Annotated in this window: 19 protein-coding genes; 10 read left to right on the plus strand and 9 right to left on the minus strand. The window is 72.0% G+C overall.

Annotated features, from left to right (window positions below):
• Positions 1 to 206 precede the first annotated feature (206 nt).
• The gene (locus tag ACIBJF_RS38550) at positions 207 to 1700 is read left to right on the plus strand and encodes a hypothetical protein (protein ID WP_399181036.1); all 1494 of its coding nucleotides are present in this window, start codon (positions 207 to 209) and stop codon (positions 1698 to 1700) included.
• A 66-nt stretch (positions 1701 to 1766) separates the two neighbouring features.
• Here ACIBJF_RS38550 and ACIBJF_RS38555 read toward each other — a convergent pair whose 3' ends face one another.
• On the minus strand, positions 1767 to 3197 hold the full coding sequence (locus ACIBJF_RS38555) for a PP2C family protein-serine/threonine phosphatase (RefSeq protein ID WP_399181037.1): 1431 nt from the start codon (positions 3195 to 3197) through the stop codon (positions 1767 to 1769).
• Positions 3198 to 3542: 345 nt separating this feature from the next.
• Here ACIBJF_RS38555 and ACIBJF_RS38560 point away from each other — a divergent pair, with 345 nt between their 5' ends.
• Together ACIBJF_RS38560 and ACIBJF_RS38565 are read left to right on the plus strand one after the other, a co-directional pair.
• Positions 3543 to 3959, plus strand: coding sequence for an SsgA family sporulation/cell division regulator (locus ACIBJF_RS38560; protein ID WP_399181039.1), 417 nt, complete (start codon positions 3543 to 3545; stop codon positions 3957 to 3959).
• Between the two features lie 132 nt (positions 3960 to 4091).
• Complete coding sequence (locus tag ACIBJF_RS38565; protein WP_399181041.1) at positions 4092 to 6113, plus strand: phosphocholine-specific phospholipase C; 2022 nt, start codon at positions 4092 to 4094, stop codon at positions 6111 to 6113.
• On the opposite strand, the gene ACIBJF_RS38570 is transcribed toward ACIBJF_RS38565, so the two are convergent.
• Together ACIBJF_RS38570 and ACIBJF_RS38575 are read right to left on the minus strand one after the other, a co-directional pair.
• Positions 6103 to 7128 carry a Gfo/Idh/MocA family protein gene (locus ACIBJF_RS38570; protein ID WP_399181043.1) on the minus strand — a complete coding sequence of 342 codons (1026 nt, stop codon included), beginning with the start codon at positions 7126 to 7128 and terminating at the stop codon, positions 6103 to 6105. The genes ACIBJF_RS38565 and ACIBJF_RS38570 overlap by 11 nt on opposite strands.
• 71 nt (positions 7129 to 7199) lie before the next feature.
• Positions 7200 to 8294 carry a chemotaxis protein gene (locus ACIBJF_RS38575; protein ID WP_356306519.1) on the minus strand — a complete coding sequence of 365 codons (1095 nt, stop codon included), beginning with the start codon at positions 8292 to 8294 and terminating at the stop codon, positions 7200 to 7202.
• Between the two features lie 180 nt (positions 8295 to 8474).
• Here ACIBJF_RS38575 and ACIBJF_RS38580 point away from each other — a divergent pair, with 180 nt between their 5' ends.
• Both ACIBJF_RS38580 and asnB read left to right on the plus strand, forming a co-directional pair.
• Entirely contained in the window at positions 8475 to 9254 is a 780-nt protein-coding gene (locus tag ACIBJF_RS38580; RefSeq protein WP_399181045.1) for an alpha/beta fold hydrolase, read from the plus strand.
• 233 nt (positions 9255 to 9487) lie between these two features.
• Positions 9488 to 11329 (plus strand): asparagine synthase (glutamine-hydrolyzing), encoded by a 1842-nt coding sequence (gene asnB / locus ACIBJF_RS38585; protein ID WP_399181047.1) that lies wholly within the window; start codon positions 9488 to 9490, stop codon positions 11327 to 11329.
• Here asnB and ACIBJF_RS38590 read toward each other — a convergent pair.
• Both ACIBJF_RS38590 and ACIBJF_RS38595 read right to left on the minus strand, forming a co-directional pair.
• Complete coding sequence (locus ACIBJF_RS38590; protein WP_399181049.1) at positions 11319 to 11849, minus strand: DUF4232 domain-containing protein; 531 nt, start codon at positions 11847 to 11849, stop codon at positions 11319 to 11321. The genes asnB and ACIBJF_RS38590 overlap by 11 nt on opposite strands.
• A gap of 129 nt (positions 11850 to 11978) precedes the next feature.
• Positions 11979 to 13580, minus strand: coding sequence for an alpha/beta hydrolase (locus ACIBJF_RS38595; protein ID WP_399181051.1), 1602 nt, complete (start codon positions 13578 to 13580; stop codon positions 11979 to 11981).
• A 283-nt stretch (positions 13581 to 13863) separates the two neighbouring features.
• On the opposite strand from ACIBJF_RS38595, the gene ACIBJF_RS38600 reads away from it, so the two are divergent.
• Together ACIBJF_RS38600 and ACIBJF_RS38605 are read left to right on the plus strand one after the other, a co-directional pair.
• The gene (locus ACIBJF_RS38600) at positions 13864 to 14538 is read left to right on the plus strand and encodes a chaplin family protein (protein WP_399181053.1); all 675 of its coding nucleotides are present in this window, start codon (positions 13864 to 13866) and stop codon (positions 14536 to 14538) included.
• Positions 14539 to 15544: 1006 nt separating this feature from the next.
• Positions 15545 to 16399, plus strand: coding sequence for a GNAT family N-acetyltransferase (locus ACIBJF_RS38605; protein WP_399181055.1), 855 nt, complete (start codon positions 15545 to 15547; stop codon positions 16397 to 16399).
• Between the two features lie 3 nt (positions 16400 to 16402).
• Here the strand turns inward: ACIBJF_RS38605 and ACIBJF_RS38610 are convergent, their stop codons facing one another.
• Both ACIBJF_RS38610 and ACIBJF_RS38615 read right to left on the minus strand, forming a co-directional pair.
• Positions 16403 to 16885: a nucleoside deaminase gene (locus tag ACIBJF_RS38610; RefSeq protein ID WP_399181057.1), complete on the minus strand. Its 483-nt coding sequence runs from the start codon at positions 16883 to 16885 to the stop codon at positions 16403 to 16405.
• Positions 16869 to 18167, minus strand: coding sequence for an MFS transporter (locus ACIBJF_RS38615; protein ID WP_399181059.1), 1299 nt, complete (start codon positions 18165 to 18167; stop codon positions 16869 to 16871). The genes ACIBJF_RS38610 and ACIBJF_RS38615 overlap by 17 nt, the downstream gene beginning before the upstream one ends.
• Positions 18168 to 18225: 58 nt before the next feature.
• Here ACIBJF_RS38615 and ACIBJF_RS38620 point away from each other — a divergent pair, with 58 nt between their 5' ends.
• Both ACIBJF_RS38620 and ACIBJF_RS38625 read left to right on the plus strand, forming a co-directional pair.
• Positions 18226 to 18603: a MerR family transcriptional regulator gene (locus ACIBJF_RS38620; RefSeq protein ID WP_399181071.1), complete on the plus strand. Its 378-nt coding sequence runs from the start codon at positions 18226 to 18228 to the stop codon at positions 18601 to 18603.
• 41 nt (positions 18604 to 18644) lie between these two features.
• Complete coding sequence (locus ACIBJF_RS38625; RefSeq protein ID WP_399181061.1) at positions 18645 to 19421, plus strand: GNAT family N-acetyltransferase; 777 nt, start codon at positions 18645 to 18647, stop codon at positions 19419 to 19421.
• A gap of 7 nt (positions 19422 to 19428) precedes the next feature.
• On the opposite strand, the gene ACIBJF_RS38630 is transcribed toward ACIBJF_RS38625, so the two are convergent.
• Positions 19429 to 19692 (minus strand): GlsB/YeaQ/YmgE family stress response membrane protein, encoded by a 264-nt coding sequence (locus tag ACIBJF_RS38630; RefSeq protein ID WP_399181062.1) that lies wholly within the window; start codon positions 19690 to 19692, stop codon positions 19429 to 19431.
• A gap of 211 nt (positions 19693 to 19903) precedes the next feature.
• Between ACIBJF_RS38630 and ACIBJF_RS38635 the strand changes: the two genes are divergently transcribed.
• Complete coding sequence (locus tag ACIBJF_RS38635) at positions 19904 to 21352, plus strand: hydrolase (RefSeq protein ID WP_399181064.1); 1449 nt, start codon at positions 19904 to 19906, stop codon at positions 21350 to 21352.
• 40 nt (positions 21353 to 21392) lie between these two features.
• Here the strand turns inward: ACIBJF_RS38635 and ACIBJF_RS38640 are convergent, their stop codons facing one another.
• On the minus strand, positions 21393 to 23651 hold the full coding sequence (locus ACIBJF_RS38640; RefSeq protein WP_399181066.1) for an exo-beta-D-glucosaminidase: 2259 nt from the start codon (positions 23649 to 23651) through the stop codon (positions 21393 to 21395).
• Between the last annotated feature and the right edge of the window lie 89 nt (positions 23652 to 23740).

A 23740-nucleotide genomic window follows, 5' to 3' on the forward strand; every position in this document is an offset into this window, starting at 1 on the left:
CCGGCCCGGTCGCCCGGGTGCACCCTGGGGAATGCACCCGTCAGCTCGGCGAGCCGAGCGGCGACCGGGTCGGGGTGGCGCGTTCCTACTCGACACCCGATGCCCAGTGGCACACCATCTGGCGAACCCTGGCGAACCCTGGCGAATAGTCGCCCGGCAACCTGCACCGGGCTACTGTCAACTCAGCCGAGAACCTGGGGGCTTACGTGAGCGGACAACCCAACACCCGCCTTGCGGACCTGTTCGGCCTGGCCGGCTGGTCCAAGGGGGAACTCGCGAGGCTGGTCAACAAGCAGGCGGTGGTCATGGGCCACCCCCAGCTGTCGACCGACACCTCCCGGGTCCGTCGGTGGATCGACATGGGAGAGATCCCGCGCGATCCGGTGCCGCGGGTGCTGGCGGCCCTGTTCACCGAGCGTCTCGGCCGTGTCGTGACCATCGAGGACCTCGGTCTGGTACGGCACGGGCGTACGGGGAAACGGCAGGGCGACGGGATCGAGGAACATCCCGACGGCATGCCGTGGGCGCCCGAACGTACCGCCGCGGTCCTCACCGAATTCACGGGAATGGACCTCATGCTCAACCGACGCGGCTTGGTGGGCGCGGGTGCCGCGCTCGCCGCGGGATCCGCACTCAGCAGCGCCATGTACGACTGGCTGCACACCGACCCGGCCCTGAAGGCCGACGCCCCCGTCCTCGACGACCCCCTGCACGCCGACCCCGCTGGGTTCGACCGCTATGAGGCCGCCCCCATCGGGTCGCAGGAGATCGAGGAACTGGAGCGCTCGGTCGAGGTGTTCCGCGCCTGGGACGCCGCCCGTGGCGGCGGGCTTCAGCGCAAGGCGGTCGTGGGCCAGCTCAACGAGGTGGGCGGCATGCTCGCCTACCACCATCCACCCCATCTCCAGCGGCGCCTGTGGGGCGTCGCCGCCAACCTGGCCGTCCTCGCGGGCTGGATGTCGCACGACGTCGGCCTGGAGCCCACGGCGCAGAAGTACTTCCTGATCGCCGCCCACGCCGCCCGCGAGGGCGGAGACCGGCCGCGTGCCGGTGAGGCCCTGTCCCGGGCGGCCCGGCAGATGGTGCACCTCGGCCGGCCCGGCGACGCACTGGACCTGATGAAGCTCGCCCAGTCCGGCGCCGGCGACCGCCTGCAGCCGCGCACGAAGGCGATGTTCCACACCATCGAGGCCTGGGCCCAGGCCTCCATGGGCAAGGGCCAGGCGATGCGCCGCACGCTCGGGCAGGCGGAGGACATGTTCGTCGCCGACCGGGGCGAGGCGGAGCCGCTGGACTGGATGCAGACCTTCAAAGACGAGGATCTGTACGGCATGCAGGCACTCGCCTACCGCACGCTGGCGGAGTTCGACCCGAGCGCGGCCACGCACGCCCAGTACTACGCGGAGAAGGCGCTCTTCCTGCGCGTCGACGGGCGGGAGCGGTCGAAGATCTTCGACCATCTGTCCATGGCCTCGGCCTGCTTCATCGCCGACGACCCCGAACAGGCCGACCGCTACGCACGGCTGGCCCTGATGTCGATGGGCTCGAACTCCTCCCGTCGCACCTGGGACCGGCTGCGGCAGATGTACCGGCTGACCGCGGAGTACTCCGGCTACCCGAAGATCCACCAACTGCGGGAGGAGATCCGGCTCGCCCTGCCCAAGCCGAGGGCCAAGGGCGCGGACGGCGCACAGGCGTGAGCGCACAGGCACAGGGCCTGTGCGCCGGACTTGATCAGCAACCTCAACTCATCCGTCACGTCGATCTCATGCGGTGACCCTGGCGACGAGCACACAGGCGTCGTCCTCGCGTCCGGCTCCGCCGAACTCCTCGACCACCGTGCGCACGCAGTCCTGCGCGGTGCGCGCCGCGCCGAACCGCGGGGCGAGGTCGAGCAGGCGGTCCACGGCCGCGCCCGGGCTGTGCCCCGGCACCAGTCCGTCGGTGTGCAGCAGCAGGAGGTCACCCGGCCGAAGGGTCTCTTCGGCCTGCCCGTAGGCGGCGCCCGTGGTGGCGCCGAGCAGGACGCCGTCGGGTGCGTTCAGCCTGCGCCCCGTCCCGTTGCGGTACAGCAGCGGGGCGGGGTGTCCTGCCTGCGCCCAGACCAGGGTGCGGGTTCCGGGCCGGTAGCGGCAGCAGACGGCGCTGCCGAGGGCGGGCTGCACGGTGGCGTCGAGTAACTGGTTGAGCATGCCGAGCAGTTCACCGGGCCGGCTGCCGGCCAGTGCCATGCCGCGTATGGCACCGAGCAGCATCGCCATCCCGGAGGCGACGGCCACCCCGTGCCCGGTGAGGTCGCCGACGCTGAGCAGGGTGTCGCCGTCGGACAGTTCCAGCGCGTCGTACCAGTCGCCGCCGAGCGGTGTGGCCGTGGCCGCGGTCAGGCGGCGCGCGGCGAGGTCGAGGCTGCGTGGCCCCTGGTGCGGGAGCCGCAGGGAGCCGCGCCATGGCGGTAGCACGGCTTCCTGCAACTCGGCCGCGATCCGGTGCTCGGTCTGCTCCTGCCGGCGCTGGCGCTGCATCGAGTCACGGGTCTCGTGCACCGTACGCCGGCAGCGGCGCAGTGCGCTGACGTCGCGTAGCACGGCCCACATCGAGGCAGTGCCGCCGTCGGCGCCGAGCACGGGTTCGCCCATCATGTGCACCGCCCGCACGGAGCCGTCCGGCCGCAGGACGCGGAACTCGCCGTCGATGGGCTTGCCGTCGACCAGGCAGTCCGTCACCATCGCGGTCAGTTTCGGCCGGTCCTCCTCCACCACCAGCGAGGGCAGTTCGTCCAGGGTGAGCGCGGGGGCGTCCGGGTCCAGGCCGAGGATCTGGTAAAGCTCCCCGGACCAGGTCGCCTCGTCCGTCAGCAGGTTCCACTCCGCGCTGCCGACGCGGCTGAGCAGCGAGCCGCTCGGCGCGGCGGCGGGCGCGGGCCGAGGCGCGGGCGCCTCGACCGGTTCGGCAGGCTCGGCGACCGGTCCGTCCCGGAGCTGGGCCAAGTGGGCGTCCAAGTCCTCGAGTTGGTGCAGCGCGAGGTCGTACAGGGCGCGCTGCCAGCGTTCCTCCGGGTCCGCCCCCTCGCTCCGGGTGTCCCGCCGTACGGCGTCCACGTCGCCCTTGAGCCGCCGCGTCTGCGTGATCAACGCCTCCACCGAGCCGCGTCCGGGTGGCTGGGCGGCTGGGTGGTCCGCGGAGACTGGGGACGGCATGACGCACTCCGTTGGGGACGATACGGCCGGGGAGGACGGGGGGCCGTTACGACTGTCGCACAGCCCGCGACGCCCCGTAAGGGATTTGGCACCACACGATACGGTGGTGCTTTCGGCATATGCCAGAGTCTTCCCCGAGTGATCCGCGCGCACGAATGACGTACGCGTCAGGCGGGCCAAGTCGTAGGCGGCCTACGCCTGTTGTCCGGTCCGGGCCGCTTTTCCTCGGCGCTCACGCGGGTGTTCGTCGCTCCTGTGTTCCAGTGTGCGGGAAGCGTCTTGTACCTGTCGAACTCTGACCGGATTTCGCGGCATGTGAAGCGCCTTCGACGACTCCATTAAGGCATGGACGCCATCACTGTCGAACAGCCCGCCCAGGCCCGGCTCATCACCGCCGAGGACCAGGAGGTCCCGGTGTCGGCCAGGCTGCGCTACACCACGGACGATCCCCTGGCCGTCTTCGTGGACTTCCCGGCCGAGGCCGCCCTGGACGGGGAGGAGGTCACCTGGGTCTTCGCGCGCTCCCTGCTCGACCAGGGGCTGCGGTCCCCGGCCGGCCACGGGGACGTGCAGATCTGGCCATGCGGCCGCACCCGCACGGTCCTGGAGTTCCACTCGCCCCACGGCCTGGCCCTGCTGCAGTTCTCCGCGTCGGCTCTGCGCCGTTTCCTGCTGCGCACGTACGGCGTGGTGGCCGCCGGGCAGGAGGACCTGGCCGGAGTGGTGGAGCGGGGGCTGGGCGCCCTGTTCGGCGGGGTATGAGGCGGGCCCGCGGGCGACTTTGACTCTTGTTCACCTTCGCCTCACCGCTCCGGCACGGGCCCCGACGGCCGCCGAGGGCACCCTGGCGGGCGGCGTGCCGCAGGGGCACCGAAGGTGACAAGGACGGGGCGAATGACACCGATCAGCCGAAGAGGCTTCGTGGGGCTCGGCGCATCCGTGGCAGCGGGTGTGGCACTGGGCGGCGCCGGCACCCGCACCGCGGCGGCGACCACCGCGACCGGCACGATCAAGGACGTACGGCACGTGGTGATCCTGATGCAGGAGAACCGCAGCTTCGACCACTACTTCGGCCGTCTGAAGGGCGTGCGCGGCTTCGGAGACCGCAGCGGCATCACCCTCGGCGGCGGCCACTCGGTCTTCGACCAGCCGAACGGGACGGGCCGCCAGTACCCGTGGAAGCTCAGCGCCACCCCGTCCGCCGACGGCAAGGACGGCGAAACCCTGGCCCAGTGCAACGGCGACCTGCCCCACTCCTGGTCCTCGCAGCACTCCGCCTGGAACAAGGGCCGCATGGACAACTGGGTCGCGGGTGTCGGCAACGTCCGCTCGCTCGGCTACCTGGACCGCTCCGACATCCCCTTCCACTACGCGCTCGCCGACAACTACACCATCTGCGACGCCTACTTCTGCTCCACGCTCAGCGCGACCGGCCCCAACCGCACCTACCTGTGGAGCGGCAAGGTCGACTCCACCAGCTACGACGGCGGCGACGAGTCCGGCCTGACCTGGCAGAACTACGCCGAGGCGCTGCAGGCCGCCGGGGTGAGCTGGAAGGTCTACCAGAACGCGGCCGACAACTACGGCGACAACGGCTGCGCCTACTTCAAGAACTTCGCCAACGCGCGGCCGGGCGACCCGCTGTACGACCGCGGCATGTCCTCGGTGCCCAAGGTGACCGGTTCCACCCCCGACGACATCGCCGCCGCCATCAAGGCCGACGTGCTCGCGGGCACCCTACCGCAGGTCTCCTGGATCGTGCCCAACCAGGCCTTCTCCGAGCACCCCTACGCCCCGCCCGGCGACGGCGCCCACTTCGTCGGCCTCGTCTACCAGGCTCTCGCGGCCGACCAGGGCGTCTTCGACTCCACCGTCCTGTTCCTCAACTATGACGAGAACGACGGCTACTTCGACCACGTTCCCCCGCCGGCACCGCCCGCCGGAACGGCCGGGGAGTTTCTGAACGGGGTGCCGTACGGCTTCGGCTTCCGCGTCCCGATGCTGGTCATCTCGCCCTGGACGCGCGGTGGCTGGGTCTCCTCGGAGGTCTTCGAGCACACCTCGGTGCTGCGCTTCCTGGAGACCTGGACGTCCGCGCTCGGCAAGCCCGCCAAGTGCCCCTACATCAGCGACTGGCGGCGCAAGGTCAGCGGCGACCTCACCGGTGTCTTCGACTTCGCCAACCCGGTCTACGGCCCGGTCTCCCTGCCCGCGACCAGCGTCATCGGCATGGGCACCTGCGGCCCGCTGCCCAACCCGGTGCCGACCGACAACGCCCTGCCCGCGCAGGAGTCCGGCACCCGCCCGGCCCGCGCACTGCCGTACCAGCCGGGCGGCTACCTGGACCACCTGGAGTTCGGCGCCGCCGGCAAGCTCCTCGCCTGGTTCACCATGACCAACCAGGGCGGCCCGGCCTCCCGTGCGGCCCACTTCTCCATCCACCCGAACGCCTACCGGGACACCACGCCCTACCAGTACACCGTCGACGCGGGCGGCACCGCCTCCGACTCCTTCAACATCGGCACGGGCTTCGGCGGCGGCAAGTACGACTTCACCATGGTCGGCCCCAACCGCTTCCTGCGCCGCTTCCAGGGCGACGCGACCAAGGCGGGCAAGTCCGCGGAAGTGAGCACCCGTTACGCCGTCGAGCCGGGCACGGGCAAGCTGGCCGTCTACTTCAAGATGACCAACTCGGGCACGTCTTCGGTGAAGTTCACCATCACCTCGAACCACTACCGCGGCGACGGCCCGTGGACCTACACCGTCGCCGCGGGCGCCTCGGCGGAGGACTACTTCAACGCCGTCGCCTACCAGAACGGCTGGTACGACTTCACGGTGACCGTCGACTCCGACGCGACCTGGTCGCGCCGGTTCACCGGGCACCTGGAGACGGGAGCCGCGAGCGTCAGCGGCTGACCCCGGCGTACAGGTCCGGGCGCGGGGCGAGGTCGACGGCCACCCGGCCGCCGGTCTCCAGCGCCCGGACCCCCGCCTCGGCGACGACCGACGCGGCGTAACCGTCCCAGACGCTCGGACCGGTGACCTCGCCGCGCCGGGTGGCGTCCACCCAGGCCTGCACCTCGCGGTCGTAGGCGTCGGCGAACCGGACGAGGTAGTCCTGCGCCACCTCCTCACGGGCGCTGCCCGCCGCGGTGACCACCAGGGTGTGCTCGTCGCCGATCCGCGCGCTGCCCCGCTCGCACACGGCCTCGCAGCGCACCTGGTATCCGAAGCCGCAGTTGACGAAGACCTCCACGTCGACCAGCGCGCCCCTCGCGGTCTCGAACAGCACGAACTGCGGATCGAGCAGGCCCTCGGGGGCGTCCGCGGACGGCGTGGGACGCATGACGGTCACCGCCGTCAGCTCCTGCCCGAGCAGCCAGCGGGCCGCGTCGATCTCGTGCGAGACGGAGCTGTTGATCAGCATGGCGCTGGTGAAGTGGCCGGGGGAGGAGACGTTGCGGTGGGTGCAGTGCAGCATCAGGGGACGTCCCAGACCGCCGCCGTCCAGCAGCGCCTTGAGCCGGCGGTACTCGGCGTCGTAGCGGCGCATGAAGCCGATCTGCGCCAGCCGGCGGCCCAGCCGTGCCTCGGCCTCCACCACCCGCAGCGCACCCGTGGAGTCGGGCACCATGGGCTTCTCGCACAGCACCGGCAGCCCGCGGGCGAAGGCGGCGAGGAGCGCCTCCTCGTGGGCGGGCCCGGGGGAGGCGATCAGCACGGCCGCCACGCCGGGCGCGTCGAGCGCCGCCACCGGGTCCGCGTGCACGGTCACTGCGTCGAGGCCGGCCACGGCCTTCTCCGCGCGCTCGGCATCGGGGTCGGCCACCGCCGCGACCCTCGCTCCGCTGACCACTTGGTCGAGGCGTCGTATGTGGTCGGCCCCCATGTGTCCGGCACCCAGTACGGCCACTCCCAGCAGGTCATCCATGTGTGCGCTCCCTCACGCCGACGATCACGCCGTAGCGTACGCCGGGCAGGGAGCGCTGCCGGGGGAGCGTCTCAGTACCGCAGGACCCCGGCGATCCCGTCGGCGTCGCCCAGCGTGCCGTCGGGCACGAAGCGGACCTCGGCGCCGGTCTCCAGGCACTGCTCGACGATCTCGTCCACGATGTCCTCGCGGGCGTCCAGATCGCCGGGTTCGGCCGGCACCAGATGCTCGCCCAGGTCACTGACGGTCGCCCGGAAGTTCTCCTCCACGGCGAGCAGCCGCACCCGGCCCTCCCGGGCACTCTGCCACAGCTCGTCGAGACCGGCCGCGTAGGTCCGGTGCCCGCGTGCCGAGGTCAACTCCCGGACCACGGCCGTGGTGTCCTTGCGGGCCTCCTGCTCCAGCACCGGCCGCAGCGCCTGCCACACCGCCTCCGGGCCGGCGTGCGCGAGCCCGCCGTGCGGCACGTGGACCGCGGCCTTGGCGACGCTGCCGACCTCGTCCAGCAGGGACAGCGCCGCCTGCTCGCCGGTGACGTACAGCGGCCGGGGCTGTTCGCGCAGGACGGTGCTCATGGCGGTGTCGGCCTCGCGCAGGAACTGCCGGGTGCCCTCTTCGCGGAAGGCGCTCTTCAGGTCGCCGATCTGCATCTGGCGCTCGGCGTCGAAGTTCTCCCGGCTGCGCTCCAGCGGGAACCCGCCCGAGCGGTCCTGCACCACACGGCCCTCGCCACCGCTCCACAGGGTGACGTGGTCCGCGGAGACCGACAGCACCCAGAAGGGGCGCTCGGCGGCCTGTGCGGCGACCAGGTTGCGGGTGAGGAAGGTGTCCGACAGCACCACCCGTTCGGGGACGGCACGGGCCAGGGACCACACCTGGTGCTCGCCCGGGGCGGCGAAGATCACCAGGCCGTCCTCGGCGTGCGTCAGATCCACCTCCGCCAGCGCCCGGTCGAGCTGCGCCACGACGTCGTTGCGCCGCTCACGGGTGACGGCGGGATCGGACTCGAGGCGCCTGCGGGCCTCGGTGACCACATTGCGCAGCCGGACGGGATCCTGGCCGGACTGGGGTTCGCGGCGGTGCGTGGGGGTCAGCACGGACACCGCCGGGTACGGACGCGGTCGCCGCAGTTCGGCGAGGGTCGCGGGACTCAGTGCGTGCTCCATGACAGCACGATAGGTCGGATTCACAGGTACGGCATTCGGGGTAATCCGGACCGAGGTCACCGCCGGTCTCCGGGGCGGACGGCCGTGGACTTCCTTGGCGCACAACGGTGACGCGGTGCCCCGCGGACGGTTACCGTACCGGTCAGTAACCGAACCGCAGCGCGCCCCAGGAGGCCCGACATGCCGCAGCTCGAAGTCGACGGAGCGGCCCTGACGTACGACGACGAGGGGCCCCGTGACGCCCCCGAGGTGCCCCTGGTGTTCGTGCACGGCTGGACCGCGAACCGGCACCGCTGGGACCACCAGGTCGCGCACTTCTCCGAAAGACGCCGGGTGATCCGGCTGGACCTGCGCGGGCACGGGGAGAGCACCGGGTCCGGGGTGCGCACGATCGCGGAGCTGGCGCGGGACGTCCTGACGCTCCTCGACCACCTTCAGGTCGAACGGTTCGCGCTGGTCGGCCACTCGATGGGCGGGATGATCGCGCAGACCATCGCCCTGGCCCACCCCGAGCGGGTGGAGCGGATGGCGCTGGTGGGCTCCATCGGCCGGATGACGTACAGCCGTGGCCGCGGCCTTCTCATGGCCGCCTCCACCCTGGTGCCGTACCGGCTGTTCGTGGCCGCCAACATCCAGCGCGCCTTCGCGCCCGGCTTTCCGCGCGAGGAGATCCGCGCGCACATCCGCGCCTCCGCCGCGACCCCGCGGGAGGTCGTGATGACGCTGTACGGCGCGATGCGCGCCTTCGACGTCCTCGACCGGGCCGGGGAGATCCGCACGCCCACGCTGATGGTGCACGGCTACCACGACGTCCAGTTGCCGGTGCGGCAGATGCTGCGGATGGCCAAGGCCTATCCGGACGCGGTCGTCCGCATCCTCGACGCGGGCCATGAGCTGCCGCTGGAGAGGCCGGCCGAGCTGACCGAGGCGCTCGACACGTTTCTGGCCGTGAAGGAGTAACGCCCGAGCTGTTTGGCCAAGTTTTTGCCCGTGGCCGGTTCGCTGCCTGTCGGCCCGCAGCCCCCGCGATCCGGGGATTTCGCGAAGGCAAAACCCGGCCGAAACCATGGGGGGTGTGGGTCAATCGTGTTGCGGCCGCGTTGACCGCGTCGAACGCCTGACGGAGGCTCGTCATATAGGTGCTCGATACAACTGGTTAGCTCTTGATGCGAGCCGGAGGCAGGAGGCAGCGCATGTGCGGCATCACAGGATGGGTCTCCTTCGACCGCGACCTGACCGCCGAGGCCACCACATTGCATGCGATGACCGTGACGATGGCCTGCCGCGGCCCGGACGACCGCGGCACCTGGGCCGAGGGCCCGGCCGCCCTGGGCCATCGCCGGCTCGCGATCATCGACCTCCCCGGCGGCCGTCAGCCGATGTCGGCGGCGACCCCCGAGGGAACGGTCGACATGGTGTATTCCGGGGAGGCCTACAACTTCACCGAGCTGCGCCGGGAACTGGAAGGCCGCGGCCACCGGTTCACCACCGACTCCGACACCGAGGTCGTCCTGCACGGCTACCTCGAATGGGGTGACGCGGTCGCCGAACGGCTCAACGGGATGTACGCGTTCGCGGTCTGGGACGGCCGCCACGACAAGCTCGTGATGATCCGCGACCGCATGGGCATCAAGCCGTTCTACTACCACCCCACCTCCGACGGCGTCCTGTTCGGCTCGGAGCCCAAGGCGATCCTCGCCAACCCGCTGGCGCGCCGCCGGGTGACCCTGGACGGGCTGCGGGAACTGTTCGTCATGGTCAAGACGCCCGGACACGCGATCTGGGACGGCATGCACGAGGTGCAACCCGGCACGGTCGTCACCGTCGACCGCTCCGGCTTGTCCACCCGCGTCTACTGGCACCTGAAGACCCGTCCGCACACCGACGACCGCGACACCACCATCGCGACCGTGCGCTCGCTGCTCGACGACATCGTGCGCCGCCAGCTGGTCGCGGACGTCCCGCGCTGCACCCTGCTCTCCGGCGGCCTCGACTCCTCCGCGATGACCGCGATCGCCGCCCGGCAACTCGCCCGGCAGGGCGAGAAGGTGCGCAGCTTCGCCGTCGACTTCGTCGGCCAGACCGACAACTTCGTCGCCGACGAACTGCGCGGCACCCCCGACACGCCGTTCGTGCACGACGTGGCCCGGCTCGCGGACACCGATCACCAGGACATCGTGCTCGACGCGCAGTCCCTCGCCGACCCCGCCGTGCGCGAGCAGGTGATCCGCGCCCGCGATCTGCCGGCCGGCTTCGGCGACATGGACGCCTCGCTCCTGCTGCTCTTCCGCGCCATCCGCGAGAAGTCCACGGTGGCCCTGTCCGGCGAGTCCGCCGACGAAGTCTTCGGCGGCTACCTGCAGTTCTTCGACGAGGAGGCGCGCCGCGCCGAGACCTTCCCGTGGCTGACGACCATGGGGCGCCACTTCGGCGACGACGCCGACGTGCTGCGCGCCGACCTCACCAAGTCCCTGGACCTGGAGAGTTACATCGCCGACGGCTACCGCGCCGCCGTCGCCGGCATCGAACGGCTCGACGGCGAGAGCGACTTCGAGCACCGGATGCGGCGGATGAGCCATCTGCACCTGACCCGCTTCGTGCGCGCCCTGCTCGACCGCAAGGACCGGATGAGCATGGCCGTCGGCCTGGAGGTCCGGGTGCCGTTCTGCGACCACCGGCTGGTCGAATACGTCTACAACGCCCCCTGGGCGCTGAAGTCCTTCGACGGCCGGGAGAAGAGCCTGCTGCGGGAGGCGGCGGCCGACGTCCTGCCGCGCTCGGTGTACGAGCGGGTCAAGAGCCCGTACCCGTCCACGCAGGACCCGCGGTACGCCCGCGCCCTCCAGGAGCAGGCGAAGGAGCTGCTCTCCCGGCCCTCGCACCAGGTCTTCGACCTCGTCGACCGCGACCGGCTCCGCCTGGCCGCCGAGCGCGAGGCGCCGGTGAGCACCCAGGCGGCCCGGCGCGGCCTGGAACGCGCCCTGGACCTCGCGCGGTGGCTGGAGGTCTACGCGCCCGAGGTGATCACCGGCTGAGGCCGATGGCCCGGTCCGCGGCCGCCCGCGTGGGCTGCCACCACGTCGTCACCGGCTCCCACACCAGGACGTTCTTGCCGGTGCCGAGCCGCGTGGCGGTGAAGGAGCGCCCCCAGTGGGCGGCCGAGGCGGCCACGGTCACGGTGTCCACCCGGCGGGCCTCGGGATCCGCCGGGTCGCCGATGGTGCGGACGTCGGCGTAGGCGGTCTGCCCGGGCGCGAGCCGGTAGCTGCCGGTGCCGCCTTCGGGCGTCGGCAGCGCGGCGCCGTCGAGGTCCCCGAAGGTCACCGTGGGCACCCGGTCGACGACGCACGCCCCGGCGCCGCGGTGGGTGACACCGACCCGCAGCACGGTCGGCTCGCCGGGCACGGCCTTCGCCCGCACCGTCAGCGACTTCTCGGCGCAGCGGACGGGCCGGGCCTGGTCCGCCGTGGCGGCCTGGCTCTGCTGCGCGGTGAGCAGCAGACCGGCCACGGCGGCCGAGGCGGCGGGTACGGCGATGGCGGCGCGGATGCGCATGATGGTGTCCCCTCTGTCGTGGTCGGGCACGGGGCGGGGCGGCCAAAGCGCGCTCCGCCCGGTGTGACGACCAGGTGGGCTGAGAGGTTGTGCCGGATTCGCGGCTGTTACCCGCTTGCGCCGCGACTGTCACCAGTTGGTGGAGTTCGTGGTGGCGCTCCAGGCGTTGCCGTCCGCCGGGCAGGAGCTGCCGCTCGGCGGCAGGGAGCCGTAGAGCAGGAAGTCGTCGATCTTGCGGTGCACGCACGTGGAGGAGGTGTAGCCGGTGTGGCCGTCGCCCTTGTTGTCGAGCACCACCGCCGACGAACCGAGCCGCGCGGCCGTCTCCACCGTCCACCGGTACGGCGTCGCCGGGTCGCCGCGCGTGCCCACCAGCAGCATCCTCGCCGAGTCGACGTCCTTCACCCGGTCCCGGATGAAGTCGGTGCCCTTGGGGCGGCCGTAGCACATGAGCAGCTGGGTCAGCCGGTAGCGGCCGAAGACCGGCGAGGCCCGCTCGTACTCGGCCCGCAGTCGCTTCAGATCCTTGGTGACCTGCGCCGCGCCGGGCCGGTCGGGGTCGTCGGCGCAGTTGATCGCCATCAGCGCGGCCTCGAGGTTGTCCACCGGCACGTCCTGCGGATCGACCAGACCGCCGTTCTTGTGGTGCTCGCCGCGGGGCAGACCCGAGCCCCCGGCGGCGAAGCTCAGGATCCGACGCGTGTCGCCGTCCTCGACCAGCGAGCCCAGGGCGCGCTCCAGGGAGGGCCACAGCTGCTTGCTGTAGAGCCCCTGCCCGATGGCGCCGACCAGGTCCTGCCCGGAGAAGGTGCCGCCGAAGTCCGTCGGGACCGGGTTCTGGTCGAGCGAGCGCACGATCCGGAGCACCTGGTCCCCGGCCGCACGCCGGTCCTCCCCGAACGGACAGGCGACGTCCGTCGTACACCAGTCCAGGAAATCGTCCAGCGCGGTCTGCTGCCCCTGCGCGCCGGCCACCCCCTGTTCGGCCAGCGACTCGGTCAGGGTGTCCACGCCGTCGAGGGCGATCCGGCCGACCTTGTGCGGGTACTGCGCCGCGTACACCGCGCCGAGCCGCGTTCCATAGGAGAAACCGAGGTAGTTGAGCTTCTTGTCGCCGAGGGCCTGGCGGATGATGTCCAGGTCGCGGGAGGCGTTCACGGTGCCTATGTGGGGCAGCACCGGCCCGGAGTTGCGCGCGCACTCGTCGGCGGCCTCGCGCAGCTTGGCGAGCAGCGCCTGCGGATGGGCCAGGCCGGACTCGTCGTCCATCGCGGTGGAGGCCTCGTCGCTGCCCTCGCCGCAGCTGACGGGGGAGGAGCGGCCGACGCCCCGCGGGTCGAAGCCGACCACGTCGTAGCCGTTGGTGAGGTCCATGAACTGCTTGCCGTCGGCGGCGAGTGCGGGGATGCCCGCGGCGCCGGGGCCGCCGAAGTTCAGCAGCACCGAGCCCCGCTTCTTCCCGGTGGCCTGGTAGCGGGCGAGGGCCACGTCGAGCGTGCCCGCGCGGGGCCGGGCGTAGTCGAGCGGGACGGTGACCTTCCCGCACTGGAGGTCCTTCGGCATGTCCGGGCCCTTGCAGGCCGCCCAGGTCACCTTCTGCCGGTAGAAGCGGGCCAGGTCGGGCTGCGGCCGGCTGGTCGCGGGCAGCCCGGCGCCGAGCAGCGCCAGGGCGAGGGCTCCGGTACCCGCGCAGCGCCGCACGGCGGGCCGTGTGGACAGCTTGACCAGCATCGAAAGCCTCCTGGGACGCCTGTCGCGGGCCGGCGGGCGGCGCCCTCGGATCACCATAAGCGGGCCCCGGACGGCCCGCCTCCCGGCGAGCGGGCCGGCGCCCGGTGCCGTATTCTGCGCATCCTGTTTGCCTGCTATGGATCATTGGGCGTCTTTACAGGGAGTTCGATACCACTGTCGCTCGACGGGGTGAAAGACCGATAAGCCATAACTCGGATGGTGCACCTGCGTTTTACGGGGTGCGGGTGAGTGCCCGCGACGAAGTCTGGAAGGCAGGGAACCTATGAGACGGGCTACCCGTAACGGTGTGATCGCGGTCGTCACCGCCTCCGGAGCGATGGCCGTGGCGCTGCCGGTGTCCGCCGCCTTCGCCGCCGACGGTGCCACCGCGGACGGCTCCGCGGCCGGCTCGCCCGGGCTGATCTCCGGCAACGGCATCCAGCTCCCGGTGCATGTGCCGGTGAACGTGTGCGGCAACACCGTGAACGTGGTGGGGCTGCTCAACCCGGCCGCCGGCAACGCCTGCGCGAACCGCGCGCACCATGGCGCCGGAACGGGTGGATCGGCGACGTCCGGGGGCGCCCATGCCCACGGCGGCGCGAAGGACTCGCCCGGCGTGCTCTCCGGCAACGGCGTGCAGCTCCCCGTCGACCTGCCGGTGAACCTCAGCGGCAACAGCGTCGACGTGGTCGGGGTGGGCAACCCGGCCGAGGGCAACCGGTCGGTCAACGGCCCCGGCGACCGGCCCCGCACCCCGCACAACCCGGCCCCGAAGCCCACGGCCCCCACCAGGCACCAGCCCCGCCCGTACACACCGAGCCTGGTGGCCCAGCCGACGACGCCCGTGCTGGCCCACACCGGTACGGACGTCACCGCGCCCGCCGTGGCCGGCAGCGCCGCGCTCCTGCTCACGGGTACGGTCCTCTACCGCCGCTTCCGCCCGGTGCGCACCCACTGACCGATCCCCCTCCAAAGGCCCCACCGGACGCCGGCCCGGTGGGGCCTTTGGTCTGCCCGACGGATCACGCCACCGTCGGGAGGCGGCCGATCAGTCGGGAAGGGTGGCCGCCCGCCAGACGCAGTACGCGCCGTGCCCGGCGCCCGCCGATCTCGGCGTGGAGCCCGCGCGACCGTGGCGAGAAGCGGCGAACGACTCGTTCCCCGGCCACGAGCCAAAAGCCGCCGTGGGACCGGCGATGCCCATCGGTGGGGTGCCGGGCGTGGGGGACGGGGATGCGGGCGACGGCGCTGCCGACACCGATGCGTCCGAGGCCTCGCGGCCGTGTGATCCAGAGCGTGCCGTCGGGGATGGCGAGGATGCTGTCGGGCGTTCGTGCGTCCGGCGTGGACCCCAGGGTGACCTTGCCCGTCGGGGTGAGGCGCCCGGCCCTGGTGTCGGCCGCGGACCTGAGCGCGTCGTCGGGACCGGTGATGCCCGTCGGTGGGGTGCCGGGCGTGGGGGACGGGGATGCGGGCGACGGCGCTGCCGACACCGATGCGTCCGAGGCCTCCCGGCTGTGTGAACCAGAGGGCGCCGTCGGGGATGGCGAGGATGCTGTCGGGCGTTCGTGCGTCCGGCGTGGATCCCAGGGTGACCTTGCCCGTCGGGGTGAGGCGCCCGGCCCTGGTGTCGGCCGCGGACCTGAGCGCGCCGTCGGGACCGGCGATGCCCGTCGGTGGGTGCCGGGCGTGGGGGACGGGGATGCCGACACCGATGCGTCCGAGGCCTCGCGGCCGTGTGATCCAGAGCGTGCCGTCGGGGATGGAGAGGATGCTGTCGGGCGATCGTGCGTCCGGCGTGGATCCCAGGGTGACCTTGCCCCTCGGGGTGAGGCGCCCGGCCCTGGTCGTCCGTGTCGCCCGGGTCGCGCCCGCAACGGCCGATCTCCCCATGGTGTGGCCCCCCGTTGATCCGGAAGGATGCGGCACGGCAGTCCGGTACCGACTGAAAATGGAGCGCATCGATGACCTCTGCGGCCCCCCACGACCTCGTCGTCACCCAGGCCACTCTCGCCGACTGGCCGGTGATCGCCGGATGGGCGGCGGCGGAGGGCTGGAATCCCGGACTGTCCGACGGGCCCGCCTTCTTCGCGGAGGACCCCGACGGGTTCTTCCTCGGCCGTCTCGACGGGGAGCCGGTGTCGGCCATCTCCGTCGTGAACTACGGCGCGGAGTACGCCTTCCTGGGCTGCTACCTGGTCCGGCCCGACCTGCGCGGCCAGGGCCACGGCCTCACCACCTGGAAGACCGCCCTCGCCCACGCCGGCAACCGCACCGTCGGCCTGGACGGGGTCGTCGCCCAGCAGGACAACTACCGCCAGTCCGGGTTCGAACTCGCCTACCGCACCATCCGGTTCACCGGTACGGCACCGCGGCGCGAGACGCCCGCGGGCGTCCGGCCGGCCGGACCCGCCGACCTCGCCGCGATCACCGCCTACGACAGCGCCTGCTACCCGGCCGACCGTCCGCGCTTCCTCGCCGAGTGGCTCACCGGCCCCGGGCACCGGGCCTTCGTCCGCCACGACGGCGCCCGCCTCACCGGCTACGGCGTGCTCCGCCCCGGCCACGACACCCTGCGCATCGGCCCCCTGTTCGCGGACACCGCCGACGACGCCCGCGCCCTGTTCGCCGCCCTCACGGCCGACGCCGCAGGACGCGAGGTCGCCATCGACGTGCCCAAGCCGAACGCGGCCGGTGTCGCGCTCGCCGAAGAGGCCGGATTCCAGGCCTCGTTCGAGACCGCCCGCATGTACACCGGACCGGTCCGTGAACACGCCCGGCACCGGGTGTTCGGCGTCACCACGCTCGAACTCGGCTGATGCTCAGGTGCGTCGCGCCCGGTAGCGGCGGTGCAGCTCCCGCACCTGCGGCACCAGCTCCGGCACCGGCCCCTCGACGGCCACACCGGGCGCGACCTCCTGGACCGGCAGCGACCGCACCGGTGCCTGCGGCGCACCCAGCTCATCCAGCCAGCCGGAGAGTTGGCCGGACGAGGCGATGTACACGATGCGGCCGAGCCCCACCCAGGCGTGCGCCGCCGCGCACATCGGGCAGTGCTCACCGGAGGTGTAGACGGTGGCCGTCGCACGCTCGGCGGGCGTCAGGTGCGCGGCCGACCAGCGGGCCAGCTCGAACTCGGGGTGCCGGGTGTGGTCTCCACCCTTCACCCGGTTGCGGTCCTCGGCCAGCACCCGGCCGTCCCCGGCCACCAGCACCGACCCGAACGGCTCGTCACCGTCCTCGAGCGCCTCGACCGCCAGCTCCACACAGCGGCGCAGGTACCGCAGCTCATCGTTCCTCACCATCGGCCACCGACCTCCTCGCAGCGTGATCTCCGGCAGGGCACACTACGGCCACCGACACGGGCTCGGCCGGCACCTTCGCCTCCGGGGCAATGGCGTGCCGCAGGCGCGGGAAGGCGTGGCGCCGGGCCGCCGCGACGGTCGTGAGCGCCAGCGCGGCCGGCGCCAGGGCGGTCCAGGGCAGGGCTCCGGGGCCCAGCGCGTCCAGCGCCACGCCGCCGGTGAGCGAACCGGCGGCGATGCCCGCGTTGTACACGGTCGTCTGCAAGGAGGTCGCGGCATCGGCCTCGGCCGGCCCCGAGGCGTCGACCAGCGCGGTCTGGATCAGCGTCGGCGCCCCGCCGAAGGCCACGCCCCACAGCGCCGCCGCGCCGAGCAGCAGCGCGTGCGCCCGCGCGCCCGCCCCCAGCGTCAGCAGTACGCCGGTGAACAGGGCCAGCGCCGCGAGCAGCGTGCGGCGCAGATGCCGGTCGATCAGGACCCCGGTGACCCAGATCCCGGCCACCGTGGCCGTCCCGAACACCGCGAGCAGTAGGCCCGTGCGGCCGTACCCGGCGTGCCCGGCGAACGGGGCGAGGTAGGTGTACATGACCTGGTGGCCCAGCAGCAGGAACAGGGTCACCGACAGCACCGGGCGGATGCCGGGGCGCAGCGCGACCCTGGCGAGCGGCACGCGCGCGTGCGCCGGTTCGCCGGGGAAACGGGGCACCCGCAGCCGTATCCACCCCACGAGCAGTACGGCGAGCGCGGCCAGCGTGCCGAAGGCGGCCCGCCAGCCCACCGCACCGGCCAGCGCGGTACCGGCGGGCACCCCGAGCGACAGGGCCAGGGTGATGCCGGCCAGCACGATCGCGATGGCCCGCCCGCGCCGCCCGGCCGGCACCATCCGGGCCGCACAGCCGGCCAGCATCGCCCACAGGGTGCCGCCCATCGCGCCGGCCAGCAGCCGGGCCGCGAAGGTGAGCGGGTACGAGGGCGACAGCGCGACCAGCGCGTCGCTGACGGCGAAGCCCAGCAGGGCGCCGCACAGCACCGGCCGCCGTGGCAGCCCGCGCAGGGCGGCGGTGAGCGGGACGGCGGCCAGGAAGGAGGCCGCCGCGTACGCGGTGACCAGGAAACCGATCCGGGACTCGGTGACGTCCAGCGGGTGCGCCATCGCGGGCAGCAGGCCGGCCGGCAGGAGTTCCGTCAGGACCGCGGTGAACGCGGCACAGGACAGGGCCAGCAGCCCCGACCACGGCAGCGGACCAGCCTTGACCTGGGAAGACGTGGAGGACAGGGTCATGGGACCATGGTCGGAGTCTGACATCAGTGTGAAGGTCAAGTGGACGTGGGAGGCGGCCATGCGGATCGGTGAACTGTCGCGCCGCACGGGCGTACCGGCCCGGCTGCTGCGCTACTACGAGGAACAGGACCTCCTCCATCCCGGGCGCGGCGACAACGGCTACCGCAGGTATCCCGAGTCCGCGGTCGGCGAGGTCCAGCAGATCCGCGGCCTGCTGGACTCCGGTCTGACCACCGAGATGATCCGGGCGATCCTGCCGTACCTCTCGGGACCGGGCGAGCTGCACCCACCGGCCGCGTGCGTGACCCCCGAGACGGCCGCCCTGCTCCAGGGGCACATCGACCGCATCCAGTCGCGCATCGACTGCCTGGCCCGCAACCGCGACCGGCTCAGCGCCTACCTGGCCGCCGTACGCCCGGAGGCGGGTGCGGAATAATCCCGTTGCCCCGGGCCGGCCCGGCATGGTCGAGTCGGGGCATGGATCACTCGGCGGTGCTCGCCCTCCACGACCGTGACATGCGTGAGAACGCGGCTCCCGACGGACCCGGTGCCCGGATCGAACGGACCGGCGCGGTGGTGCGTCAGGTCGCGGACGCGCAGGGGTGGAACGGCGTGCTCTGGTCCCGTCTGGACGCGGCGGGCGCGGACCGGGCGATCCACGACCAGGTCGCGTACTTCACCGGCCTCGGCCGCGACTTCGAGTGGAAGCTCTACGGCCACGACCGGCCGCACGATCTCGGCGCCCGGCTCGTCGCCGCCGGATTCCGGGCCGAGCCTGAGGAGACGTTGATGATCGGCGAGACCGGCCGGCTCGCCGTGGACGCCGAACCTCCCGAGGGCGTCCGCCTCGTGCAGGCCACCGATGCGGCCGGCGTCGACCTCGTCGTGGACGTCCACGAGAAGGCCTTCGGCACCGACGGCGGGCGGCTGCGGCACCGGCTGCTGGCCCGCCTGGCCGCCGACCCCGGCACGGTCGTCGCCGTGGTCGCGCTCGCCGGGGACGAAGCCGTGAGCGCCGCCCGGATGGAGCTGGTTCCCGGCACCCGGTTCGCCGGGCTGTGGGGCGGCGGCACCGTCGAGGCCTGGCGGGGCCGGGGCGTCTACCGTGCCCTCGTCGCCCACCGCGCGCGCGTCGCCGCCGCCCGCGGCTACCGCTACCTCCAGGTCGACGCCTCACCCATGAGCCGCCCGATCCTCGAACGCCTCGGCTTCCACGCGCTCAGCACCACCACCCCTTATCTGTACGGCGGCTGACCCTGTGTCAGCGATGCACGCGGGACCGGTCCAGCGCCGCGATCCCGACCGCGGCCAGCGCGATCTGGATGAACCACTCGATCCAGTCGGGACCCTTGGTGTCCGCGACTCCGAACCCCGCGGCGATCGCCGAGCCCAGCAGCGCGGCCACGATGCCGACGACGATGGTCCACAGGACGCCGATGTGCTGTCGCCCGGGGACGACCAGGCGCCCCAGGACGCCGATGACGAGTCCGATGACGATGGCGCTGATGATGCCCGAGATCTCCATGTCCACCCCTTTTGGTGTTGCCTTCCGCTAAGCATGTGCCCGCTGTAAGCGGAGGCACTCCGCTCCGGTTATTGCCGGGACTTTCTGTTCATCCGGCTTTCATGCCATGTACCTTTCAACCACTCGACGCGTGTAGAACCCTCAAGCGGGCTCTACGCGCGCAGACTTGGCGCCGCACCGCCTCTCCCCACCCCTCATGGAGGTTCGCCGGATGCTTGGATCCAGGAGATCCCGCCGCAGACTCACCACCGCCCTGGCCGGTTTCGGGCTGCTCCTCACCGGAGCGGCCGCCCAGGTCGGCAGCGGCACCGCCGCCCACGCGGCGACCACGCACCGCATCCTGTTCGACAACGCGCACGCCGAGACGGCCGGCAACGCCGACTGGATCATCTCCACCAGCCAGCCCGACCCGCTCGGCCAGGACTCCACCCCGTCGGCCGAGACGGACTGGACCGGCGCCCTGTCCTCCTGGGGCGTGGCGCTGCAGAAGACCGGCGGCTACAGCCTGAAGACGCTGCCGTCGGGCTCCAGCCTCAGCTACGGCGGCTCGTCCTCGACCGACCTGTCGAACTTCGACACGCTGGTCCTGCCGGAACCCAACACGCTGTTCACCGGCGCCGAGAAGACGGCGATCATGAACTTCGTGAAGAACGGCGGCGGGCTGTTCATGATCTCCGACCACACCGGAGCCGACCGCAACAACGACGGCAACGACGCGGTCGAGATCCTCAACGACCTGATGACGAACAACAGCGTCGACTCCACCGACCCGTTCGGCTTCTCGATCGACTCGCTGAACATCGGCTCCGACCACCCGGCCGCGATCAGCGACAGCACCGACCCGGTGCTCCACGGCTCCTTCGGCACGGTCACCAAGAGCCTCATCGCGAACGGCACCACCGCCACGCTCAAGCCGTCGGACAACCCGAACGTCAAGGGCCTGCTGTACCACACCGGTTACTCCGGCAACACCGGCGCCTTCTTCCTCACCAGCACCTTCGGCAGCGGCCGCGTCGCCTTCTGGGGCGACAGCTCGCCGATCGACGACGGCACCGGTCAGTCCGGCAACACCCTCTACGACGGCTGGAACGACTCCAGCGCCACCGACGCCGCCCTCGCCCTCAACGCCACCGCATGGCTCGCCGGTTCGGGCACCAGCGGTGGCGGAGGCGGCGGTGGCGGCACCTGCACCGCCGCCCAGCTCCTCGGCAACAACGGCTTCGAGTCCGGCAACACCACCTGGAGCGCGTCCAGCGGGGTCATCACCAACGCGACCGGTGAGTCGGCTCGTTCGGGCTCGTACTACGCCTGGCTCGACGGCTACGGCACCGCAACCACCGACACCCTGTCCCAGTCGGTGACCATCCCGTCCGGCTGCTCGACGGCGACTCTCAGCTTCTACCTGCACATCGACACCGCCGAGACCACGACCAGCACGGCCTACGACACCCTCAAGGTCCAGGTCCTGGGCAGCTCGGGCACGGTCCTCGGCACCCTGGCGACGTACTCGAACCTCAACGCCGCCTCCGGTTACACCCAGCGCAGCTTCAACCTCAGCGGCTACGCCGGGCAGACCGTCACGCTGAAGTTCACCGGCACCGAGGGCTCCCAGTACCAGACGTCGTTCGTCGTGGACGACACCGCGCTCAACGTCAGCTGAACCGCCCGGGGGTGGGCCGAACCGGTCCACCCCCGCTGTGTCAGGCCGCCGGATCCGTCCGCTCCGGGGTGTTCCAGCCGGAGATCCGCACCCCTGGCGCCGAGCCGTGCAGATCGGCCGTCCGGCAGGTGGCGGTCAGCGTCACCGACTCGCCGGGCCACAGGCTCACCTCGTTGTCCGACCAGCGCGCCGGCAGCACCGGCTTGCCCTGCGCGTCCACGAGGTGGACATCCGTCAGCAGAGCCGGGGTCTTCCCGTTCCCGGTGTTGCGCAGGGTCACCGTCGTGGTCGACGTGCCGTCCGACGACGCCGTGGCCGCCGCCGCGGACACCGGCACCTGCGCCATCGAGGCGAGCCCCCTGAGATCGGCGTAAGTCGTCGTCGGCGTGTAGTACCAGGTGGTGCCGGACCAGTCGAGGGTGTCGGGCCGGGTGGACAGCCAGTACACGTTCCGGCTCACCTCCTTGCCGTCCGCGCCCGTCAGGACCAGGCGGAGCAGATACGTCGACGACAGCCCGCCCACCGAGGACGGCAGGGTGAGGGCGGTGCCGTGCGCCCCGTCGCCGCTCACCGTCAGCCCGCCTGCTTTCTTGTCGTACCTCTGCGTGCCGTCGGGGTCGAACAGCGTGGCCCGGGCGGTGAGTCCGGTCGCGGAGCCGTGACGGTGGTTGACGACCACGACCGAGCGGTCGTCGTACGAGTACTGGATGTGCAGCGGCTCATCGGCCTTCTTCGCGCCGAAGTAGGCCCCGCCCTGGTCCAGGTAGCGGTCCATCAGCTGCCAGTGCAGGGATGTCCAGCCGCTGTCGAACATCCAGTGGATGACTCCGGTCGAAGGCTTGGCGGCGTCCGTGGCGTTGCGCTGGTACGCCTCGAACTGGGCGCGGACGTTCTCGTACTGGGCCAGCTGGGCCTTGCGCACATAGTCGGCAAGGCTCTTCGGGGCGCCGTAGCGGCCGGTGAGGGCGGCGTCGTAGATCTTGAGCGTGCCGAAGACCGAGGACGGAGAGCGGTGGTACTGCCTTGCGGCAGGGTCCTTCCAGAGGGTGTCCAGCTCGGCCGGGCTCAGCATGCGGCGCAGGGTGTCGAGGGTGGGGATGCCGGGGCCCGCGCTGGTCTCGGAATTGAAGCCGGTGGCCCCGCCCTCGCGCTTGGCGTACCAGTAGCCGGGCGGCACCCAGTCGTACGGCCCGGTCATCTTCATGCCCGAACTGCCCAGCTCAGGCGAGGAGTTGTCGGAGGCGGCGGAGACCACCGGGTCGGGCCAGTCGGCGCCCCGCAGGGCGTCCAGGTAGGTCTTCTCGATCCTCGCGTCGGGTGCGAAGTCGCTGCCGATCAGGAAGGAGACCACGCTCGGGTGGTCGCGCAGCCGGGCGGCCTCGGCGGCCATGGAAGCCTGCGCCACCGGATAGTCGGCCTCGGTCCACGGATCGCCGGTCTCGCTCCCGTTGACCTGGCCTTCCCACTTGTCGCAGCACTCCCAGCCCGGCAGCGTGAGGATGCCGTAGCGGTCGGCCAGGTCGAAGAACTCGTCCGGCTCCAGGTGCCCTTCCAGCCGGATCGTGTTCAGGCCCAGGTCGAGGGCGTACTTCAGCCGGTTCTCGACATAGGTGGTGTCCCAGCGCAGGAACTCGTCCGGTGACCAGCCGCCGCCCTTGATCAGCAGCCTGCGGCCGTTGATCCGGTACTGGCGTGCGCCGTCCGCGTTCAGCGGCGCCTGGGCGTCTCGGATGCCGAAGCTCTCGTGCGCGGTGTCCGAGGTGGTTTCGGCCACGGACGCGGTGAGGTCGAGGTCGTACCGCGGCTGTCCGCCCATCCCGGCCGGCCACCACACCTTCGGCGAGGCGATACGCAGGCCCGGGGTGTCGGCGGGGGAGAAGGCGACGGTCCTCGTCTCGTGGGCGGCGAGCGGAACCCGCCGGGTGAACGTGGTCGCGCCGACGCGTCCGGTGACCTCGGCGGTGACCGCGGAGCCGGTGTCGTTGCGGACCTGCGCCTTCACCGTCAGGTCGGCGGAGGCGAGCGACGGCACGGCGAGCCTGGTGATCACATGTGCGTCGCGGAGCGCCACCGGGCCGCCCCGGCGCACCAGGACGTCCCGGACGATCCCCATGTTCCGGTCGGGCGGCGGCTGGAGCCAGTCGATCCAGCCCATGGTGAGGTCCTTGTCCGGATCGTTGGGCCGGATACGGAAGGCGACCGTGTTGGTGCCGGACCCGACCAGCGAGGTGATGTCCAGCTCGTGGTGCGTGTAGGCGCCGGTGACGTCCGCGGCTTTCGCCACCTGGTGGCCGTTCACCGGGTTCCTCCGAGGATGCCCCGGCCTTCAGGCCGGGGAGGAATCGGACTCCTGCGGAGCAGGGCAGGGACAGCCGGATCGCCGTCAGG

Origin of the sequence: Streptomyces sp. NPDC050743 (assembly GCF_044456925.1) — a bacterium.
Lineage (GTDB): Bacteria > Actinomycetota > Actinomycetes > Streptomycetales > Streptomycetaceae > Streptomyces.